Genomic DNA, 15,361 nt, shown 5'->3' on the forward strand with positions numbered 1-15,361 from the left:
CACGATAAAGGTTTGCGGTGTATAGAAACACAACACAACTTCAACTAGACCCTACGCAAGCGACCGCGCCTAGCGAGAGTTTGGTGCCACAAGGGGCGTCTATCGCGCTTATCCTTATGGCAGCTGGCAGCTCAAGCCGCTTTGCGCAAAGCTCGCCTAAAACACACGCTATCAAAAAGCAGTGGCTACGCATAGGAGAGAAGCCATTGTGGCTTTTTGTCGCAGATACACTGAGTGCGATGTATCCATTTGTGCAAATCCGTATCACTGCAAGCGAGCAAGAAGCCTCCTATATGCAAAAGCTTTGTTCCTATGAGATTGTCATTGGCGGGGAGACTCGTCAAGAGTCTTTGCGCAACGCACTTCAAGGCATTGAGAGCGAGTGGGTGCTTGTGAGTGATGTGGCAAGGGCTGGGATTGTCGCCGTAGCACGAAAAATCATTTCGGCACTTATTGTAACAAGTTTGGATTCTAGCGATAACGCTCAAACGCAAAGCAAGCAACGCGCAGCTTCTTTAGAAAAAGTGGATTCTAGGGGAAATGTGGATTGCCACGCCGCAGCTCACGCCGCGGCTCGCAATGACAGAGAAATAGCCACTAGTGAAAAAGTGGATTCTAGGGATAACGCTCAAAATTTAAACAACCCACAGGCGGAAGGACTTTCTAAAGAAACTTCGCTTCGCTCGTTTTGTGGCAACACCACAGGGGCTGAAAGCGTGTTTGATAACCACGCCGCAGGCGGCAGGATTTTTCTAAAGAAACATCGCTTCGCTCGTTTTGATGAAAAAGCTGAAATTCTAAAAGTGGATTCTAGGGATAACGCTCAAAATTTAAACAACTCGCAGGCGGCAGGATTGTGCGGCAACAATACAGAAGCTCAAAATGTGTTTTGTAGCCAGCTCATAGGCGGCAGGATTTTTGATGAAAAAGCGGGGTTGTGCAGTGGCGAGCAAGGAGATAAGACTTGGGCGTCTATCGACGCAGCGAGCCACAAACTCCCCGCTTTTTCGCAAAAAGCCAACGCCCAAAACACACAAGTCGATTGTGTTGCGCCGATTTTGGCAGTCCCTGACACTGCCATATATGATGAAAGCTATATTGATAGAAGCAAGCTTTTTAGAGTCCAAACGCCCCAGCTCTCGCGTGTAAGCGCATTACGCGCCGCACTAGAATCCACACAGGATCAAGGCACCGATGAAAGCTCTATCATCAAGGCAAATGGCGGGATCGTGCGCTATATACAAGGGGATAGGGCATTAGAGAAGCTAACGCTAGCTAGCGATATGGCGGCATTAGAGCAGATTCTAGGGCAGGCGCAAAGCTGGCAGCACGCCGCGCCCTTTGCGCCTATGCCGACTTTGCGCGTGGGAAATGGGCTTGATGTGCATAGCTTTGAGGCAGGCAAGGTGATGAAGCTAGGTGGCGTGGTGATAGAGAGTGAGTTTGGGTTTAAAGCCCATAGCGATGGCGATGTGGCATTGCATAGTGTGATTGATGCGATTTTGGGGGCTATGGGGGCTGGGGATATTGGCGAGTGGTTTCCGGACTCTAGCAGCGCGTGGGAGGGGGCGGACTCTGCGAGATTGCTAGAGATTGTGTGGGGCTTTGCTAGAAGTGTGGGCTATGAGCTATGCAATCTTGATCTAACCATTATCGCCCAAAAGCCCCGCCTTGGCGCATATAAGCAGCCTATACGCGCTAGGATCGCTGAGATTTTGGGTGTGCCTTTGAGCGCGATCAATGTCAAAGCCACCACGACAGAGCAGCTAGGCTTTGTGGGTAGGGCAGAGGGGGTGTGTGCGATGAGTAGCGTGAGCTTGCGGATTGTGTCTTTTGCAGAAGTGGCACAGAGTTATCAATTGTATAAAGGATAGTGTTATGAAATTGCTCATTTTAGAAAATGAAGTCTATCTGGCTCAAAGTATCGCAGGCAAGCTTAGTGATGTAGGCTATGAATGCACCATTAGCCAAAATATCCCCAAAGAGCGCGTGGATTATCACGCGATTTTAATCTCATCAAATATCTATAATCAAAATTGCGAATTTTTCATTAGACAGCATAGTGATTCTATCATCATTATGATGATCTCTTATATCAGCGATGATACCGTGAGTAAGCCGCTGCTAGCGGGGGCTAGGGACTATGTGCTAAAGCCCTTTATGATCGATGAGCTTGTGCGCAAGATCCGGCACTACAATGAATTTGCCAAAAATAAGCAAGTGCTGGATTTTTATAATGCGTATTTTGACTTCATACAAAAAGAGCTAAACACCCCAAGTCTCTTGCAATATAATCCGCCTTTCATCATCAAAAGCACTTCCCAGCGCAGCGCGGATATTTATGCGATGAAATACGCTAGGGAGAAAAATATCTTGCTTGAGTTTATTACGCTAAAAGATAAAGACTATAAAAATATCTTCAAAAACACCCCCCAAAAGCAGAAAATCTACTACGCCACCAACCTTGAAGAGCTAAAAAAGCAGGAGAGAAAGGAGTTTTTAGAGCTGGCACATAGGTATCCTTTGATCATTTCATTTATCTCCACAGATAAGGTGAGCTTCCAGCAGGTGATTGACATCTCCCATATCCCAAACACCCAGGAGCTAGGCGGGGATATTATGTCTATACACGATTATGTAAAGACCATTATCGCAAAGTTTGAGAGTCGCTACCCTGATATTGAGCTAGCTAAAAAGCTTGGTATGAGCAGGAAGAGTCTGTGGGAGAAGCGCAAGAAATATGGGCTTTTGCGCAAGAAGTAGGGAGGAGAGATGAGAAAAAGTGTGTTGATGGGGTGTATGGGGGATTTGGTCTTACTAAAGAAACATCGGCTATCGCCGACCGCTTCGCTTGTTTTGGGTAGGCATTCCGCAGATTTAGCAAATTTGGGGACAACCGCAGACTCTAGCTCTGTCCCAAAACAAGCACAGCGCAGTTTCTTTAGAAAACAAGCGACAGCGGTGCAAGGTGGGAGCACGAAAGCAGGTTTCTTTAGAATTCCTAGAATCCTTGAGAAAGACAATCAGGGCGGTTTTGAAAAATCCACCGAAAATCAAAAGCAGCCGCAAAGTAAAAAAGTGGATTCTAGCAATAACGCAAACATTTTAAGCAAGTCGCAAGTTTCTTTAGAAAAGCCAACGCCCAACACACAAAAAACGCCCAAAGCCAAGCTAGCACAGGATTCTAGGATTTTTGCCCAAAACTCCCAAACTCTAAAAACGCCGCAGGCGGCAGGATTTTGCGATGATTTTTGGGGTTTTGGAGCGAAAGGCGAAGAGAGTTACCTTAGCGGTAATGACCGAGCCTTGAGCGAACAATCCCCAAAAAGCGCGCAAAAGCCAACGCCCAAGCCTAGAAAAGCTCTCTATATTGACAAAGAAGCCATAAGCTCCCTAGCCCTAGTCCAAGAAGGCTTGCTCTCTCCCATAGCAAGCCTTGCCAATAGCAAAACGCTAGATTTAAGCAAAGATTCCTATCTCACGCCCTTTGTGCTAAACCCAGCAGGCAAGAGAAATCGCAAAGTCCTAGAATCCACCAAGCCAAATGAAGTGCTTGATATTGTCTTTGAGCAAAGGAGTGTGGGGTATTTGAGGGTTGAAGAAGTGTTCCCTATCGATCGGCACGCACGCACGATCCAGCTCACAGGGCTACAAGGTGGGGCGGAGTTTGATAGGATCTACTCGCGGCTTGGGGATTATGCGGTGTGTGGGGAGTATCAAGTGGATTTCCCGGATATTAAAGAAGCTAAAGCAAGTTTGCAGGAGCAGATCGCCACGCATAATGCCAAGCATATCACAGGGCTTGTGCTTGATGGACAGGTCTTCCACAATGCGCACGAAGCCTTTATCCGCGATGCGCTTTCAACGAGTGATTTGGTCGTGCTATTTTTGCTAAAGCCCTATCGCGATACGCTTATCCACTACGATATGCAAAAGCAATGCGTAGAATTTGCGATGAGGCATTTTCTCGTGAGCGATAGAATGTGCATTATCCCTCTTGATGATACCTATCTCTTTATGGGGACAAATAATGTGCTTTTACACGCAATGGTGGCTAGGAACTACGGCTGCACGCATTTCATCGTCTCTGATAATACCCCTAATCTCTCGGTGTTTTATGAGCGCAATACTTTGTATTCTGTGCTGGATATGGTGAGCGGGATTAGCACGAGTATCAAGGGCGGGTATGTGTATTGCAACACTTGTCAAATGCTTATCAATCGCACGACTTGCCCGCACGGCAAGCACCATCACATCAGCTACAACACAGAGTCGATTTTAGAGTTTTTTAAGGTGGGGCTGCTGCCTCCTAGCGTGCTTGTGCGCCCAAGTATCGCGGCAAAGCTTTTAGCCCATCTCTTCCCCAATCGCTTTAGCAACCTCCAAAAGCTCTACTATGATCTTATGCCATTTGATGAAGGCGTGCTGCTGCCAAAGAGTGAAGAGGACTTCTACCTAGAGCTTATGCGACTCTATGAGCTGCGCAGCAAGTAGGGGTGATGGCATAGATGAGCAAGCGGGCGGAGTGGCTGTGCCTGGGCGTGATTGTGGGCTTGCTGCTGGGGGCTTTGGGGTATGTGAGCTTTAGGCACAAGCTTCCTAGCCCTAGTGTCTTTGCCATAGATTCTAAAGTGGATTCTAGTAATACTCCCATTTTTGCTGCAAAAAATATGGATTGCCACGCGGATTTTCAATCCGCTCGCAATGACAGAAAAAACGCGATATGTGAAAACGCAGTTTCTTTAGAAAGCAAGCAACGCGCAGCTTCTTTAGAAAACAAGCAATACCGCTCGGCGATAGGCGATGTTTCTTTAGAAAAAGTGGATTCTAGCTACTTTGCTATACCAAACCCCACGCCAAGCGCGCACGCAAGCACGATCATCGCCCTTGATACAGCGCGTGTCGCCCCGCATTTGCGCGATAGCTATGGCTTTATGGCTTTGTTTTTTGCTGGGAGTAGGGAGGGGGCGAGAGATGTGGGGATCTACCAAAGCTTTTTTGTAAAAGATTCGCGCGTTAGCTTTTGGGCTAAAAATGGCGATCACTGCGGCGAGTCTGCGCTCATTACCACTCAAGGTAAATCCCTTGACTCGCCTTGCAAAACCCCATTTTTAGCTCCAAAATCTTGCCGCGAGCAGGTTTCTTTAGAAAACAAGCGAAGCGAAGTTTCTTTAGAAAACGAGGATTCTAGTGATGAAGCAATGGATTGCCACGCCGCTGCTAGCGCAGCGTCTCGCAATGACGATAAAAAAGCTTTTTTTCAAAACGAGGATTTTAATAAAAATGCTCAAATTTTACACACGCTGCAAAACGAAGAAGTAGAAAGTGTGTTTGATAAAAACGCAAAAAATTTAAACAAGTCGCAGGCAGAAGGATTTGAGATGGGAAAACAAGGCGTAGCCGCAGTTTCTTTAGTAAATCGGGGTTTTCAAGCTAGGGGCGAAGGGAGTTACCTAGTGGGTAATGACCGAGACCCTAGCGAAGAATCCACAATTTATCGCAAAAAGCCAACGCCAAAAACACAAAAAAAGCCAACGCCCAAGCTACCCCACCATTGGAGCACCCCTAGAGAAATCCTAACCCCATCTCTCCTCTCCCGCCTTAGTGGCAAATTTATCGCCAAGCTTGGCAATCCTGTGAGCTTTGTGGATACTCTAGGGAGGGTGCATTTGTTTGTCGTGGGGGTGAGTCTTGGGGGCTGGGCGACTAGCAGGGTGTATTGGCTGGAGTTTGATGAGTCTTTGGAGCATTTGCGCTTTAGGCAGGAGCTTGCCCTAAGCCCCTTTGCCAATCTCTCATTCCTTGTGCGTAGTCCCGCCTTGCTGCTAGAAGATGGCGGATTTATCTTGCCTATTTATCACGAGCTAGCGCGCAAATACCCCCTGCTTGTGCGCTTTGACTCTGCGCTTAGGCTAGAATCCACTTTTTTACCACTTCCGCATATCGGCGCAAAGTCCCTATCCAAGCTGCAGCCAAGCTTCACCCCCTTAAGCCCGACAAAAGCCATAGGCGTGTATCGCAACTACACACCAAGTGCTATGCAAGTGAGTTTGTGTCAATTACAAGGTGATTTATCATGCCAGCCCCCAAAGCCTAGCAATCTTATCAACTACAACAGCTCTTCTGTGCTTTTTAGCGTAGATGGGCTTGTGTTTTTGCTCCATAATAGCCCCCCCCCCTACGCGCTATCGCCAAAATCTCCTAGCCTAGATTCTATGCTGCAAGGCGCACTTCCGCACTCAAGGGAGCAGCTGCATATTTTCGTGCTTGTGCCAGAGAGCCTAGATGGCTCTCAAGTGGAGTTTGCGCCTGTGTGCTTGCTTGATCGCGTGGAAAATGCCGAAGTCTCCTACCCTAGCGTGGCGCATAATGAAGAGCTCGTGCATATCGCTTATACTTACAAACGCGCCTTTATCCGCACTGCCTTGCTCCCTAGAGCTACCCTTGTGCAAAAGGCTCGCGCTGTGCTGGATCCTAGCTACCCTGCTAGTAGTGCAGGCTGGACAAGGGCGTGTGATGATTAGCGTTGCTCTATGCTTTTTAGCAGTGCTACTTTGGGCGTTGCATACATTGCGCTATGGATTTGTGCTAAGTGTGTGCGTGGCTTTACTGCTCTATGGTGTGGAGATCCTAGGATATAGTGCGTGTGGGTATTATCTCTCGTGCTTTGGGGAGCCAAGCGTGCTTAGTGTAGCCCTTAGCGTGCTGTATTGCGCAAAGATCGCGCTAGTGGATTCTAGCGTATCGCTAGAGCATAGAATCTCTATGGGGGCTATTGTGGCTAGGGTGGCAGGGCTAGCTATCTTGCCTTATGGAGTGATGCTAGTATGGGCGGTGCTTGGGCTGTGGCTATACCTTGGGGCATTGGGCATAGGCTTAGTGGATATTTACCACATAGATTCTAGGGTGCAAGTGGTGATTATATCGGCGTTCATCGCTATATCAGCGGTATTTTCACGCATTTTTGCTCTGCTTGCTTGCGCGGGGCTTTGGCACCAGATTTGCACCGCTCAGGGGCTATATGATGGCGTGCTTGATGTGGGGCTGTGGCTTTGGTGTGTGCTTGGGCTTTTGTGGAGGTGGGGAAGTAGGCTTTTCAAGGGATTCGGCTTGTGGGCTAGAATCGCGGATTTCTTCGCCGCGCTTCATCGATAGACAATCAAGTCTTATCTCCTTGCGCGGCTTGAAAACAAGCGAAGCGGTGCAAGGCGCAGCCGCAGCTTCTTTAGTAATCCATAGACTCTGCGCTAGCAGAAATAGCACTCCTAGAATCCACTTTTTGTAATGTTTGTATTTCTTGTGCTTTTTCTGCTGTTTTTTCACAATTGGATTCTAGGAATTGTGTCTTTGTTTGTGTGGATTGCCACGAAAATCCTTGCGGATTTTCTCGCAATGACAATAAAAAGGCTTGCTTGCTAGAATCCGCTTTTTTATTTTCGGCTGGTTTGTCAAAAGTGGATTCTAGGGCTATGGCAATGTTTAACCGCTATATGCTAAAATAGCGATATTTACGATACATCAAGGGTATATATGAAAGAGCTATTTGAAGGGGCGATTAAGTTCCAAGAAGAAGATTTCGCCGCGCATAAAGATTTATATGAGTCGCTAAAGCAGCACCAAGATCCGCACACGCTTTTTATCACTTGTGTGGATTCTCGTGTCGTGCCTAATCTCATCACCAATACAAAGCCCGGGGATTTGTTTGTCGTGCGCAATGTGGGCAATATCGTTCCGCCTTATAAAGAATCACAAGCTTTGCGCGAGGGCTTTTTGGCTACGACAGCGGCGATTGAATACGCGCTGACTATTTTAGAGATACAAAATATCATTATCTGTGGGCATAGTAACTGCGGGGCGTGCGAGTTTGTCTATGAGCCGCCCAAAAAGCTTGATGAGACGCCGTATGTGAAAAAGTGGCTAAGACTCCTTGACCCTGTGAAAGACAAAGTGCAAGCCCTAAAGCCTAGCTCTAAATCTAAGCGCACTTGGCTTACAGAGCTTATCAATATCGAGCAGCAGCTAGAAAATCTTATGAGCTATCCCTTTGTGGAGGAGCGGTTTGATAGGGGGGAGCTGCGCGTGTATGGGTGGTATTACATCATCGAGACAGGCGAGATTCTCAACTACAATATGATTAAACGCGAGTTTAAGCCCATTGTCCAAAAGGAGAAAAAGTAGTGCCAAAGCCTTATGTGCCATTTTTTGTGCGTTTTGTGGCTTTGGTGCTGTTAGGCTTTTGCCCTCTTGGGGCAAAATCTAGTGAAGCTAGAGAGCTTTTTAATACGATGAATATGCAGGTATGGCTTGATACTACGGCTATGGAGCTACAAGATATGCAGCATAAAGCACAGGTATCAACTTGCTTAAGCCAAGCAAGTAAAAAAGCCTTTAAAAGCACAATGGCAAGGGCGAGAAAATTTGTCCAAAAAGATGGCAAAGGCTTCTTGCTGCACACGCTAGATACCCTCCCCTACAAAGCCGAGCTTTTAGCCGCGCTGCAAACGCCATCTGGCAGAAAACTTAGCGATGCGCTTGCTAGCAAAAATACAAGTATGTTTAGTTGTAGATTCCAGCATTTTGCCGAGTATGAGAGCTTTTGGAATGATGCATTTAGCTTGCAAGATATGCAGGCTTTGACAGAGGAGATTATGCGGCTTGCGCCGAGTTTTGCCAAAGAGTATGGCGAGCTTGCTTCTAGGTTTTTTGACACAATAGGATCTAAGGAGCTAGATTCTATGGCTAGTGAGCTTGCGGGCTGTGCGATTAAGTTTGAGAAGTGCCATTAGTGTAAAGACCTTATAATTGCAGCTATGTTAAATCAAGGATACAAAATGAAAGAGAGAGAAAAACAAGATCAAGCAAAAAATAAGTTAAGCATTTTTTGCGGTCCTTGTGTGATAGAGAGCCGTGAGCAGCTGCAGCGTATCGCTGCTGGGCTGGCGTTTTTGCAGAAGCGCGATGATTGTGAGCTTTACTTCAAGGCTAGCTTTGATAAGGCAAATCGCACGAGCCTTGAGAGCTATCGCGGTCCGGGGCTTGATGAAGGGCTTAAAATGCTAGAGTCTATCAAAAAAGAGTTTGGCTATAAGCTTATCACCGATATACACGAGTCCCACCAAGCAGCCGCGCTTGCAGAGGTGGTCGATGTGATCCAGATCCCGGCATTTTTGTGCAGACAGACAGATTTAATCGTAGCTGTGGCAAAGACAAAGGCGCAGATCAATATCAAAAAAGGGCAGTTTATGAGCCCAAAAGATATGCGATATAGCGCGCTTAAAGCCATTAAAACACGCGGTGGCACAGAGGCTAGCTACCTAGAATCCAGTAAATATGGGCTATGTCTTACAGAGAGAGGCTCTAGCTTTGGCTATGGAAATTTGGTCGTAGATATGCGCTCGCTTGTGATTATGCGGGAGTTTGCGCCTGTGATTTTTGATGTAACCCATAGCGTGCAAATGCCCGGTATGGGCGATGGAAAAAGTAGCGGGGATAGCTCCTTTGCGCCTTATCTTGCGCGAGCAGCAGCGGCTGTGGGGGTTGATGGATTTTTTATTGAAACACATTATGATCCAGCAAATGCGCTAAGCGATGGGGCAAATATGATCGCCCTAGATAAGCTGCCTAGGCTTTTTGATGAGATTTTTGCCATTAGAAATGCGCTTAATATGCGCTAAAATACGCAAATTTATAAGAAAGGATTGATGATGAGAATGCTTGAAGGAAAGATTATTTTACAAGGTGATGAAAAGGTGGCGATTATCTGCTCTAGGTTTAATCACATCATTACAGATCGCTTGGTAGAAGGTGCCAAAGATAGCTTCTTGCGCCACGGAGGCAATGCTGATTTGCTTGATATTGTGCTAGCTCCGGGGGCGTGGGAGCTGCCATTTGTGCTTGATCGCTTGCTGAAAAAGGGCGGCTACCAAGGGATATGCGCGCTAGGAGCGGTGATACGAGGTGGGACGCCGCATTTTGACTATGTGAGTGCGGAGACGACCAAGGGTATCGCTAATACAACCTTGCAGCACGGAGTCCCCGTGAGCTTTGGCGTGCTTACGACTGATAATATCGAGCAGGCGATTGATAGGGCAGGGGCAAAAGTGGGGAACAAGGGCTTTGAAGCGATGAATTCACTCATTGAGCTTATGGATTTGTGCAGGGTATTGTAATGGCGACTAGGACACAAGCGCGTGAAGCTGTCGTGGGGCTGTTGTATGCGTATGAGTGCGGTAATACTGCCATTATGCAAAGCGCGCCACATATCTTGCAAGATCGCAAGATCAAAAACAAGCAGCAAGACTTCGCGCTAGGGCTTTTGGGTGGAGTGCTAGAGCGATTTGAGGCACTAAGTGGCGAGGTGGCAAAGCATTTGAAAGAATGGGATTTTGACAGGCTAGGACAGATGGAGAAAAATATCTTGCGGCTTGGGGCGTATGAGATGCTATATACCCAGACAGATGCGCCAATCATCATCAATGAAGCTATCGAGCTAGCCAAAATCTATGGAGAGGATAATGCCCCAAAGCTCGTCAATGCTGTGCTTGATGCTATCTCTAAGCAAGGCAGACAGATCTAGCTAGATCTATCTAGCTAGATTGTGCCTAGAATCCACTTTGCCTACTTTTGTCTCCACGCGTTTTTGTGTGTTTGCTTCATTGCAGGTGGATTGTCGATCTGTGTAGCTTAATCTGTGTGGCAATGCCTGCACACTAGAATCCACTTTTGCGCAAAAGTGGATTCTAGTAATTATGATCTGCTTGTATTGCGTAGCTCTCTGCGCTTAATCGCTGCTTCATAGCGTCTTTTTTCTACTTTGTTTCTTGGCTCTAGCTGTGGGATTGGCACGGATTTGCCGTCTTTGAAAGCTACCATTGTGAAATAGCAGCTCACGCAATGCATTACAAATCGCTCTTTGATATTCTCACTAATGACCTTGATCCCCACCTCGCAGCTTGTTTTGCCGGTGTGATTTACACTAGCTAGAAATGTCAGTAGCGTGCCGATGGGGATTGGCTGGCGGAATGTAACAGAATCTACACTAAGCGTTACTACACCCACTCCGCAATACCTAGTCGCGCACGCATAAGCCACTTGATCTAGAATCTTAAGCAGCTCGCCGCCGTGCATAAGTCCGCTAAAATTTGCCATTGAAGGGGTCACTAAGATATTCATTGTAAGAGAGCGATTGTCGGTAAGATCCGATAGCGATTGATTATCCATATAATAGCCTTTGTGATTTGGTGAGTGCTGATTGTAACATACTTTGTTATAATCAAGCTTTGATTTTTTATAAAGGCACATTGATGACACTTTTATGCACAGGCGCAGCAGGCTATATCGGCTCACATACGGCTATGGCATTTTTGGACCAGACAGATTCTAGGCTTATTATCATTGATGATTTGCGCACAGGATTTAGGCAAAACATCGCTATCTTGCAAGCGCGCTATCCTGATAGAGTGGAGTTTGTGGAGATGGATTTTGGCAATCGCACTTTGCTTGAGGCACTCTTTAAGCGTAGTGAGATCACAGGTGTGCTGCACTTTGGCGCGAGCCTCATCGTAGGAGAATCCGTCCAAAAGCCGCTTGCGTATTATCACAATAATGTCGCAAATGCTATCGCGCTGTTTGAGATATGCGTGCGCTTTGGGGTGGAGTATTTTATATTTTCTTCCACAGCAGCAGTGTATGGCGAGCCGGATTCTAGGCTTATCCCTGTGTGTGAGAGCGCACCGCTAGCTCCTATCAATCCCTATGGTAGCTCAAAGATGATGGTAGAGCTTATACTGCAAGATCTTGCCAAAATCTCTTCTATGCGCTATGTGGCTTTGCGCTACTTCAATGTCGCAGGGGCTAGTATGGGCAATACCACAAGCCTGCTCGCCCAAGATCAAGCCCTAGGGCAGCGGAGCAAAAATGCCACACACTTAATCAAAGTAGCCCTAGAGTGCGCTACGGGCAAAAGGGCTGGTATGAGTATCTTTGGCGATGATTATCCTACGCCTGATGGCACTTGTATCCGTGATTATATCCATATCGATGATTTGGCAGCCGCACACTTAAGCGCGCTTAGATTCTTGCAAGCAGGTGGGGATAGCGCGGTGTTTAATGTCGGCTATAATCGCGGATATAGTGTCAAAGAAGTGATTGAGTGCGTGAAGCGTGTAAGCGGCGTGGATTTCGCCACGCAGATCGCCCCTAGGCGTGCAGGTGATCCAGCTGAGCTTATTGCTAGCAATGCGTTATTAAAGCAGCAGACACATTGGCAGCCTAGATATGATGATCTAGCTGTGATTGTGCGTAGTGCGTATGAGTTTGAAAAAGCACTAAAAGCCTAGAATCCAGGAGCGGCAAATGGCACTTTGTGGATTTTGCAAGAGATTTAGATTCCGCTTGAGTGATGTTGTGTTTATGGTGATTGCGTGCGTGGGTTTTTATTTTGTCTATACGCAGTATTTTAATGGCATTAAGCAGGAGCGACTAGAGAGAAAAGAGGCGTTTAAAGCCTTGCAAAAGGCTTGCTTAATGGGCGATGATGAAGCGTGCAAAAAAGTTTATGATAATAAGTAAGCAGTAGAATTTAGCGCAAGTGGTTTGCGAGTAGCCTGAATGTTTGCTTTATAGTGTATAATGCTTGGATTCTACCATCTTACAAGGAGTTTATATGCGGTTTGGATATGTGATGAAAGATTCTTTAGTGGCTCTTGCTGCTAGTTGCGTGCTAGGTGTGTTGCTAAGTGGGTGCTTTGCTGATAAAGAAGCAAGTATAGAATCTGCTAAGGCTACTTTGCAATGTGATAGGCTTAATGGTGCTACCATTGAAAAGCCAGAAGTCAATGAGCTAAATATCTCAGCAGATCACATCGCGCTCGCGCTATTTCCAAAGGTCGATGAGATTTGTAGCAAGCTTGATAAGCGATATGCACTTAGCGTGCAGTATGAAACAAAGCTTGATGAAGCCACTAGCACGACAAAGCTCACTGCTAAAGAGACAAAAACAGCTATCGTGCGTGTAATACTTGGGCTCACTAATCCAGAGCAAGAATACACATTTAAAGGCGCAGCGCAGCTAGAAGCTAGTGGCAAAAAGGTGCTTGACATTGGTGAGAGTGTGCAGATTGACAATAAAGACAAGAAAATGCTTGTAGAGCAAGCCGTGCAAGCTGCTATCAATGAGGCAAAAAAGGTCTTTAAAAAAGACATAGAGCTTGAGCGGTCAAAGGATTGATGATGAGACAGATTGTGGCATTAGCCCTTGTGGCAAGTGTGGTGCTTGGGCTTAGTGCGTGTGCGAAAAAGCCTCGCGCACAAGGGAGCTTTAGTGCGAGTGAGTGCAAAAGTATCTGTGATAAAAACGGCTGCAATACACGCTGTATCAGCGCAGATGGTAGCTTCAAGTAGATTCTAACTTATGCAAATACGCATCTACTACGAAGATACGGATTGCGGGGGGATTGTCTATCATACAAATTACATTAAGTATTGTGAGCGTGCGAGAAGCGAGGTGTTTTTCCGTGTTGGAGAGCTGCCCTCAAGTGGGACTTGTGGCTTTGTCGTAAGTGCGCTAGAGGCGAAGTTTTTAGGCTTTGCTAGGCTTGGAGATGTTTTGTGGGTGCAAACACAAATGCGTAAGCTAGGGCGTGTGCAAATTCTCTTGCGTCAGCGGATTTATGTGCTACCCACGCAGACTAATCGCCCACAAGGGCTTAATGACCTGCCAAATCTCCAGAATCTAGCTAGCCCACAGCCCAAAGACTTTGGCGAGAGTTTAGGGCAGACCTTAATGCAGGAGCGATGTGTTTTTGATGCGCTTGTGCGTATGGGCTATGTCGATGTCGCGACACAAAATCCAGCCCAGATTCCGCAGAAATTCATTGATTTACTTACCCTACTTCCTAGAGATTCTTAAGTATAATTTTTACTACATTATAAATTTTAGCATTATAAAAGCTAGGAAATAGCATAATGCACGCGGCCTTCCAATTTCATACTTTAAGGAGCTTTCAATGTCTTACTCTACTCGAATTCTTACGGCTTTAAAAGAAAAGAACCCTTCACAAAATGAATTTCATCAGGCTGTGGAGGAGGTGTTGATTTCGCTTGCTCCTTTATTTGATAAGGAAAAAAAATACGAGAAGCACGCGATTTTGGAGCGTATTGTCATACCAGAGCGACAAGTCATCTTCCGTGTGCCTTGGGTTGATGATAGTGGGAAAATTTGCGTAAATTATGGCTATCGTGTGCAGTTTAATACCGCCATTGGACCATACAAAGGTGGGCTTAGATTCCACCCTAGTGTCAATCTAGGCGTGATCAAATTCCTAGGCTTTGAGCAGATTTTGAAAAACTCTCTTACTACGCTTGCTATGGGTGGCGGTAAAGGCGGAAGTGATTTTGATCCAAAGGGCAAGAGTGATAATGAAGTAATGCGCTTTTGCCAAAGCTTTATGAATGAGCTCTATCGCCATATCGGTGCGCATACAGATGTCCCTGCTGGGGATATTGGCGTAGGCGGACGCGAGATCGGCTATCTCTTTGGGCAGTATAAAAAATTGACAAATCGCTTTGATGGTGTGCTGACAGGCAAGGGACTTAATTGGGGTGGCTCACTTGTGCGCCCTGAAGCTACCGGCTATGGCTGTGTGTATTTCGCCCAAGAAATGCTAAAAGAGCGAGGTGAGAGCTTAGAGGGTAAAGTCTGCACGATTTCTGGGGCTGGCAATGTGGCTATCTACACGATTGAGAAGCTCTATCAAGTCGGCGCACTTCCTGTAACTGCGAGCGATTCTAAGGGTATGATTTATGATAAAGAAGGCATTGATGTGGCATTGCTAAAAGAGATCAAAGAAGTCAAGCGAGAGTCCCTAGAATCCTATGCTAAGATCAAAAAGAGTGCGCAATACACACCTGTAAGCGCGTATGAAGAGGGCTGCAATGGTGTGTGGGCTATCCCTTGTTTTGCGGCATTCCCAAGTGCTACGCAAAATGAGCTAAGCCAAAAAGATGCCAAAATTCTGCTCCAAAATGGCTGTAAATGTGTAAGCGAAGGTGCTAATATGCCTTCAACCAATGAAGCTATCGAGCTATTTTTGCAAGCGAAAATCTGCTATGGACCGGGCAAGGCGGCAAATGCTGGAGGCGTGGCAGTGAGTGGGCTAGAGATGGCACAAAATGCAAGTATGAATCCATGGAGCTTTGAAGTGGTGGATTCTCACTTGCATAGAATTATGGAAAGCATTTTTGCTAATGCTAGTGCAACAGCAAAAGAGTTTGGCGATCCTACAAATCTTGTGCTTGGTGCAAATATCGCTGGCTTCCGCAAAGTGGCAGATGCGATGATTGATCAAGGGGTTGTGTAAAT

Annotated in this window: 19 protein-coding genes; 16 read left to right on the top strand and 3 right to left on the bottom strand. The window is 46.5% G+C overall.

The window, feature by feature from the left end; translation table 11 throughout:
- Window positions 1–17 precede the first annotated feature (17 nt).
- Genes ispF through NYG90_RS08060 form a run of 5 tightly spaced genes read left to right on the top strand, consistent with a single transcriptional unit; the run spans window position 18 to window position 7,155 of the window.
- Window positions 18–1,874, top strand: a complete 1,857-nt coding sequence (gene ispF / locus NYG90_RS08040; protein WP_285257507.1) for a 2-C-methyl-D-erythritol 2,4-cyclodiphosphate synthase — start codon at window positions 18–20, stop codon at window positions 1,872–1,874.
- Window positions 1,875–1,878: 4 nt separating this feature from the next.
- Entirely contained in the window at window positions 1,879–2,763 is an 885-nt protein-coding gene (locus NYG90_RS08045) for a response regulator (protein ID WP_285257508.1), read from the top strand.
- 9 nt (window positions 2,764–2,772) lie between these two features.
- Window positions 2,773–4,494, top strand: a complete 1,722-nt coding sequence (locus NYG90_RS08050; RefSeq protein WP_285264924.1) for a hypothetical protein — start codon at window positions 2,773–2,775, stop codon at window positions 4,492–4,494.
- A 14-nt stretch (window positions 4,495–4,508) separates the two neighbouring features.
- Window positions 4,509–6,524 (top strand): exo-alpha-sialidase, encoded by a 2,016-nt coding sequence (locus tag NYG90_RS08055; protein WP_285264925.1) that lies wholly within the window; start codon window positions 4,509–4,511, stop codon window positions 6,522–6,524.
- Window positions 6,517–7,155 (top strand): hypothetical protein, encoded by a 639-nt coding sequence (locus NYG90_RS08060; RefSeq protein ID WP_285257512.1) that lies wholly within the window; start codon window positions 6,517–6,519, stop codon window positions 7,153–7,155. Before NYG90_RS08055 ends, NYG90_RS08060 begins: the two co-directional genes overlap by 8 nt.
- 70 nt (window positions 7,156–7,225) lie before the next feature.
- On the opposite strand, the gene NYG90_RS08065 is transcribed toward NYG90_RS08060, so the two are convergent.
- On the bottom strand, window positions 7,226–7,399 hold the full coding sequence (locus NYG90_RS08065) for a hypothetical protein (RefSeq protein ID WP_285257513.1): 174 nt from the start codon (window positions 7,397–7,399) through the stop codon (window positions 7,226–7,228).
- 131 nt (window positions 7,400–7,530) lie between these two features.
- On the opposite strand from NYG90_RS08065, the gene NYG90_RS08070 reads away from it, so the two are divergent.
- Genes NYG90_RS08070 through nusB form a run of 5 tightly spaced genes read left to right on the top strand, consistent with a single transcriptional unit; the run spans window position 7,531 to window position 10,576 of the window.
- On the top strand, window positions 7,531–8,178 hold the full coding sequence (locus tag NYG90_RS08070; RefSeq protein WP_115011414.1) for a carbonic anhydrase: 648 nt from the start codon (window positions 7,531–7,533) through the stop codon (window positions 8,176–8,178).
- Window positions 8,178–8,786, top strand: a complete 609-nt coding sequence (locus tag NYG90_RS08075; RefSeq protein WP_285257514.1) for a hypothetical protein — start codon at window positions 8,178–8,180, stop codon at window positions 8,784–8,786. Before NYG90_RS08070 ends, NYG90_RS08075 begins: the two co-directional genes overlap by 1 nt.
- Window positions 8,787–8,831: 45 nt before the next feature.
- Complete coding sequence (kdsA, locus tag NYG90_RS08080) at window positions 8,832–9,674, top strand: 3-deoxy-8-phosphooctulonate synthase (protein ID WP_285257515.1); 843 nt, start codon at window positions 8,832–8,834, stop codon at window positions 9,672–9,674.
- 30 nt (window positions 9,675–9,704) lie between these two features.
- The gene (ribH, locus tag NYG90_RS08085) at window positions 9,705–10,169 is read left to right on the top strand and encodes a 6,7-dimethyl-8-ribityllumazine synthase (protein ID WP_285257516.1); all 465 of its coding nucleotides are present in this window, start codon (window positions 9,705–9,707) and stop codon (window positions 10,167–10,169) included.
- Window positions 10,169–10,576, top strand: a complete 408-nt coding sequence (gene nusB, locus NYG90_RS08090) for a transcription antitermination factor NusB (RefSeq protein ID WP_115011418.1) — start codon at window positions 10,169–10,171, stop codon at window positions 10,574–10,576. Before ribH ends, nusB begins: the two co-directional genes overlap by 1 nt.
- Before the next feature lie 6 nt (window positions 10,577–10,582).
- Here the strand turns inward: nusB and NYG90_RS08095 are convergent, their stop codons facing one another.
- Both NYG90_RS08095 and NYG90_RS08100 read right to left on the bottom strand, forming a co-directional pair.
- Entirely contained in the window at window positions 10,583–10,720 is a 138-nt protein-coding gene (locus tag NYG90_RS08095; RefSeq protein WP_285257517.1) for a hypothetical protein, read from the bottom strand.
- A 26-nt stretch (window positions 10,721–10,746) separates the two neighbouring features.
- Window positions 10,747–11,220: an acyl-CoA thioesterase gene (locus NYG90_RS08100; RefSeq protein WP_285257518.1), complete on the bottom strand. Its 474-nt coding sequence runs from the start codon at window positions 11,218–11,220 to the stop codon at window positions 10,747–10,749.
- A gap of 83 nt (window positions 11,221–11,303) precedes the next feature.
- On the opposite strand from NYG90_RS08100, the gene galE reads away from it, so the two are divergent.
- From galE to gdhA, 6 genes are all read left to right on the top strand, one after another.
- Window positions 11,304–12,338 carry a UDP-glucose 4-epimerase GalE gene (galE, locus tag NYG90_RS08105; protein ID WP_285257519.1) on the top strand — a complete coding sequence of 345 codons (1,035 nt, stop codon included), beginning with the start codon at window positions 11,304–11,306 and terminating at the stop codon, window positions 12,336–12,338.
- Between the two features lie 16 nt (window positions 12,339–12,354).
- Window positions 12,355–12,570 carry a hypothetical protein gene (locus tag NYG90_RS08110; protein WP_115011420.1) on the top strand — a complete coding sequence of 72 codons (216 nt, stop codon included), beginning with the start codon at window positions 12,355–12,357 and terminating at the stop codon, window positions 12,568–12,570.
- A gap of 94 nt (window positions 12,571–12,664) precedes the next feature.
- On the top strand, window positions 12,665–13,228 hold the full coding sequence (locus NYG90_RS08115; protein WP_115011421.1) for a hypothetical protein: 564 nt from the start codon (window positions 12,665–12,667) through the stop codon (window positions 13,226–13,228).
- Window positions 13,228–13,401 (top strand): hypothetical protein, encoded by a 174-nt coding sequence (locus NYG90_RS08120; RefSeq protein WP_285264926.1) that lies wholly within the window; start codon window positions 13,228–13,230, stop codon window positions 13,399–13,401. The genes NYG90_RS08115 and NYG90_RS08120 overlap by 1 nt, the downstream gene beginning before the upstream one ends.
- A gap of 10 nt (window positions 13,402–13,411) precedes the next feature.
- Window positions 13,412–13,909 (top strand): YbgC/FadM family acyl-CoA thioesterase, encoded by a 498-nt coding sequence (locus NYG90_RS08125; RefSeq protein WP_285257520.1) that lies wholly within the window; start codon window positions 13,412–13,414, stop codon window positions 13,907–13,909.
- Window positions 13,910–14,006: 97 nt separating this feature from the next.
- Window positions 14,007–15,359 (top strand): NADP-specific glutamate dehydrogenase, encoded by a 1,353-nt coding sequence (gene gdhA, locus NYG90_RS08130; protein ID WP_115011423.1) that lies wholly within the window; start codon window positions 14,007–14,009, stop codon window positions 15,357–15,359.
- The last annotated feature ends 2 nt before the right edge of the window (window positions 15,360–15,361 follow it).

The sequence above is a fragment of the Helicobacter zhangjianzhongii genome (genome assembly GCF_030249855.1).
GTDB classification, from domain to species: domain Bacteria; phylum Campylobacterota; class Campylobacteria; order Campylobacterales; family Helicobacteraceae; genus Helicobacter_B; species Helicobacter_B zhangjianzhongii.

What these genes read in the sequence shown, in the direction of transcription:
- NYG90_RS08045 (WP_285257508.1), top strand. Translation starts at nt 1,879, where the DNA reads ATGAAATTGCTCATTTTAGAAAATGAAGTCTATCTGGCTCAAAGTATC.
- NYG90_RS08050 (WP_285264924.1), top strand. Translation starts at nt 2,773, where the DNA reads ATGAGAAAAAGTGTGTTGATGGGGTGTATGGGGGATTTGGTCTTACTA.
- NYG90_RS08055 (WP_285264925.1), top strand. Translation starts at nt 4,509, where the DNA reads ATGAGCAAGCGGGCGGAGTGGCTGTGCCTGGGCGTGATTGTGGGCTTG.
- NYG90_RS08060 (WP_285257512.1), top strand. Translation starts at nt 6,517, where the DNA reads ATGATTAGCGTTGCTCTATGCTTTTTAGCAGTGCTACTTTGGGCGTTG.
- NYG90_RS08070 (WP_115011414.1), top strand. Translation starts at nt 7,531, where the DNA reads ATGAAAGAGCTATTTGAAGGGGCGATTAAGTTCCAAGAAGAAGATTTC.
- kdsA (WP_285257515.1), top strand. Translation starts at nt 8,832, where the DNA reads ATGAAAGAGAGAGAAAAACAAGATCAAGCAAAAAATAAGTTAAGCATT.
- ribH (WP_285257516.1), top strand. Translation starts at nt 9,705, where the DNA reads ATGAGAATGCTTGAAGGAAAGATTATTTTACAAGGTGATGAAAAGGTG.
- nusB (WP_115011418.1), top strand. Translation starts at nt 10,169, where the DNA reads ATGGCGACTAGGACACAAGCGCGTGAAGCTGTCGTGGGGCTGTTGTAT.
- NYG90_RS08100 (WP_285257518.1), bottom strand. Translation starts at nt 11,220, where the DNA reads ATGGATAATCAATCGCTATCGGATCTTACCGACAATCGCTCTCTTACA.
- galE (WP_285257519.1), top strand. Translation starts at nt 11,304, where the DNA reads ATGACACTTTTATGCACAGGCGCAGCAGGCTATATCGGCTCACATACG.
- NYG90_RS08110 (WP_115011420.1), top strand. Translation starts at nt 12,355, where the DNA reads ATGGCACTTTGTGGATTTTGCAAGAGATTTAGATTCCGCTTGAGTGAT.
- NYG90_RS08115 (WP_115011421.1), top strand. Translation starts at nt 12,665, where the DNA reads ATGCGGTTTGGATATGTGATGAAAGATTCTTTAGTGGCTCTTGCTGCT.
- NYG90_RS08120 (WP_285264926.1), top strand. Translation starts at nt 13,228, where the DNA reads ATGATGAGACAGATTGTGGCATTAGCCCTTGTGGCAAGTGTGGTGCTT.
- NYG90_RS08125 (WP_285257520.1), top strand. Translation starts at nt 13,412, where the DNA reads ATGCAAATACGCATCTACTACGAAGATACGGATTGCGGGGGGATTGTC.
- gdhA (WP_115011423.1), top strand. Translation starts at nt 14,007, where the DNA reads ATGTCTTACTCTACTCGAATTCTTACGGCTTTAAAAGAAAAGAACCCT.